This is a genomic window from Ruegeria sp. MALMAid1280, from assembly GCF_049195285.1.
In the GTDB taxonomy this organism is placed as follows: Bacteria; Pseudomonadota; Alphaproteobacteria; order Rhodobacterales; family Rhodobacteraceae; genus Ruegeria.
The window spans coordinates 1-3,592 of the sequence record NZ_JBMIRT010000051.1; the positions used below are offsets into that span (position 1 = coordinate 1).

General features: G+C 59.5%; 2 protein-coding genes and 1 pseudogene. All 3 read left to right on the plus strand.

The window, feature by feature from the left end; all coding sequences use genetic code 11:
• Window positions 1-718 (plus strand): 2-hydroxyacid dehydrogenase (locus ACOQFT_RS14380; RefSeq protein ID WP_421598582.1); only part of this gene is annotated, 718 nt, incomplete at its 5' end.
• Window positions 718-3,348 carry a phosphoenolpyruvate carboxylase gene (locus tag ACOQFT_RS14385; protein ID WP_421598583.1) on the plus strand — a complete coding sequence of 877 codons (2,631 nt, stop codon included), beginning with the start codon at window positions 718-720 and terminating at the stop codon, window positions 3,346-3,348. The genes ACOQFT_RS14380 and ACOQFT_RS14385, both read left to right, overlap by 1 nt.
• 22 nt (window positions 3,349-3,370) lie before the next feature.
• A pseudogene (glyA, locus tag ACOQFT_RS14390) lies at window positions 3,371-3,592 on the plus strand (serine hydroxymethyltransferase); the annotation flags it as partial.

Genomic DNA, 3,592 nt, shown 5'->3' on the forward strand with positions numbered 1-3,592 from the left:
ACCATCGGCGCGTGATTTGGGCATGACGGTGACCAATACGCCGGATGTCTTGTCCGAGTGCACCGCCGATCTGGCCATCACATTGCTGCTGATGGTCGCCCGACGCGCAGGGGAAGGCGAACGCGAATTGCGCGCAGGCAACTGGTCCGGATGGCGACCCACGCACCTTGTTGGCACCAAGGTCAGCGGCAAGACGCTGGGCATCATCGGCTTTGGCCGCATCGGTCAGGAAGTGGCCCGCCGTGCGCATCACGGCTTTGGTATGGATATTCTGGTCTACAACCGAAGCAAGGTGGCGACGGACGTGCTGGCGCGGTGCAATGCGACCCAGGTGGATGCCATAGACGATCTCTTGCCGCAGTGTGATTTTGTGTCTTTGCACTGCCCCGGCGGTGCCGCAAACCGCCACCTGATCAATTCGCGCAGGCTGAACCTAATGAAACAGGATGCGTTCCTGATCAACACCGCCCGCGGTGAAGTGATCGATGAATGGGCGCTGATTCAAGCGCTGATGTTCGACATGATCGGCGGCGCCGCACTGGACGTGTTCGACGGAGAACCCCGCATCAGCCCCGACCTCTTGCAATGCGACAACCTCGTGATGCTGCCGCATCTGGGCAGCGCCACGCGAGAGTCCCGCGAAGCAATGGGATTCCGCGTTCTCGACAACCTCAGCGACTTCTTCGCAGGAAAAACACCAAGGGACAAGGTGATCTGATGCAAGCGCTGGCCCGGAATATTCAATCCACCCCAAACCCTTCCGGCTATGCCGAAGAGTTGCGCTCGGAACTGCATGCGTTGTGGCAGAACATTCTGATGAAACGGGCGCCGCATGTGGCAACGTGGGCCGAGACCGAACCATTGCAACCCATCCCAACCGGGTCCGAGGCAACGCCGTATCTGCAGGCCCTGTCGATCTGGTTCCAACTGTTGCGCATTATTGACGAAAACGCCGAGGTTCGGGATCGTCGCATGACCGAGACCCTAAACGGTGCCGAAGCGGTCGAAGGTGGGTTTGCCGAAGTGTTGTCTGACCTGTCTCTGACGGAAAGCCAAACGAAAAAGCTGACCACCGAATTGTGTGCAGGCCCCACGCTGACCGCGCATCCGACCGAGGCCAAACGGGTCACTGTTCTGGAAATTCACCGGCGGATCTATCGCAACCTCGTCAGTCTTGAAACACAACGCTGGACCCCAACCGAACGCGCCGAATTGCTGAATGGTCTGGAAGGTGAGATCGATCTTTTGTGGCTGACAGGTGAGCTACGCCTGTCGCGCCCAAGCCTGCACGATGAGATCGAGTGGGGGTTGCAATTCTTCCGGGATGCAATCTTTGATGCCGTCCCGCAGGTCATGGATCGGTTCGATCAGGCTTGCGTGCATGTACTGGGCCGGACGCTGAATGAAACACCCGATATCAGCTTTCACAGCTGGATCGGAGGGGACCGGGACGGCAATCCGAATGTCACAACAGAGATGACTGCGCTAGCCCTGCAACGCGGGCGTGAAACGGTTCTGGAACTCTATCAACAAGCTCTTGATCAGGCCGCCAGCAGGTTGAGCATCAGTGCGCTCATTTTGCCGCTGCCTGAATCCAACAGGGCGCGTGTACAAAAGATTGTTGACCGGGCTCCGGACGGCGGTCGCAATCGGAACGAACCGTTCCGGCAGGCTCTCAATGCCATTCGCCACCAGCTGACAAACAGCGGCTATGATCACATCTCGCAGTTCATAAGCGATCTTGATGCGCTTGATGCCGCTTTGTGTGCGGTCAATGCCGGTATTCTGGCGCGACGGCATATCCGCCCTCTGCGCCGGGCCGCGTCGGTTTTCGGGTTCCGAACCACAACCCTGGATATCCGCCAGAATTCAACCGTCACAACCGACGTTCTGGCCGAAATCTGGGGGCAAACGGGGCAAGCTCCGGAATATGGTACGCCCGAATGGTCGGCCCGTTTGCGGGCCGAACTGGCGGATCAGAACCTGCCCTATCAAAACCGCGACGCGCTGAGCGAGCAGGCGCAAGAACTGCTTGCCCTCCTGACACTTGTTCATAGCGTGCGATCGGGGCCGGACCCCAAGGCAATCGGGCCATTCATCCTGTCCATGACCCGTTCCGCGGACGATATTCTCGGTGTCTATCTTCTTGCGCGGTACGCCGGGTTCGGGTCCGAGACTCTGGATATTTCAGTGGTCCCACTGTTCGAGACGATTGCCGACCTGCGCAATGCTCCTGCGATCCTGGTGGACGTTCTGGGCGTACCACTCGCCCGTCGCAGTCTCAAAACCGGCGGCAACACCATCGAGGTCATGCTGGGATATTCGGACAGCGGAAAGGACGGCGGTTTTTTCTGCTCAACATGGGAATTGGAGCGCGCCCAACGCCGGATCGTGTCGGTATTGGCCTCGCAGGGTTTCAAGGCCACGTTTTTCCATGGTCGCGGCGGCTCGGTCAGCCGGGGCGGTGCTCCCACCGGACGCGCCATCGCCGCGCAGCCCAGCGGAACAATTTCCGGACGCTTGCGCGTAACTGAACAGGGCGAGGTTGTTTCAACCAAATACGCCAACCGTGGTACGGCTGCGGCGCATCTGGAACTGCTGCTCTCCAGCACGCTGCGCCACACCGCCAACCCTGGCGAGACCCCGGCCCGACCCGAGTTTGACGACGCGTTGGATGCCTTGTCGGAACTGTCGCAGACGGCTTATGTCTCGCTTCTGCAGATGCCCGGCTTTCTGGATTATTTCCAGCAAGCAAGCCCGGTCGAAGAGCTTGCCCGCCTTAAGATCGGGTCCCGCCCGGCCCGTCGGTTCGGCGCAGCCAGTCTGGATGATCTGCGGGCCATTCCGTGGGTTTTTGCGTGGTCGCAAAACCGCCATCTGATCACCGGTTGGTACGGATTTGGTGCCGCCATGGCCAACTTCCGTAAATTCCGTGGCCAGCGCGGTGATGAAGTGTTGCAGGACATGTTTCAGCACTCCCGTCTGTTCCGGCTCGCCGTCGATGAGATGGAGAAATCGCTTTATCAGGCAGATATGAGCATCGCTGCGCTATACAGCGAATTGGTGTGCGATGAGGAAACCCGCCAGAACATATCGCAGGCAATCCATGCGGAATACGAAAACGCCTGCAGGGCAGTCCAGTTTCTGACCGGCGATCAGACCATCGGTCACCGTTTTCCGCGCCTGTGTGAGCGGTTCGATCGCAAACGGGCGGAACTGGCCCGCATTCACGCACTGCAGGTCGAGCTGCTGCGGCAGGTTCGAAACGAACCGCAGGCCGGCTCGGTTCCTGTTCCACTACTGCAATCTATGAACGCCATTTCCGCTGGTCTTGGCTGGACCGGTTAACCCAAGTCAGGAGATTTTCACCGTGAACGCCTCGCATCGTACCGACGGATTTTTCACCCAGTCCCTTTCCGACCGTGATCCCGAGCTGTTCGGCTCGATCACGTCCGAGCTGGGCCGTCAGCGCGACGAGATCGAGCTGATCGCGTCCGAGAACATCGTCTCTGCCGCCGTGATGGAGGCGCAGGGCTCGGTGATGACCAACAAATACGCCGAGGGCTATCCCGGTCGCCGCTACTATGGCGGT

Excerpts from the sequence above, each read along its gene's own strand:
- ACOQFT_RS14385 (WP_421598583.1), top strand. The coding sequence starts at position 718 with ATGCAAGCGCTGGCCCGGAATATTCAATCCACCCCAAACCCTTCCGGC.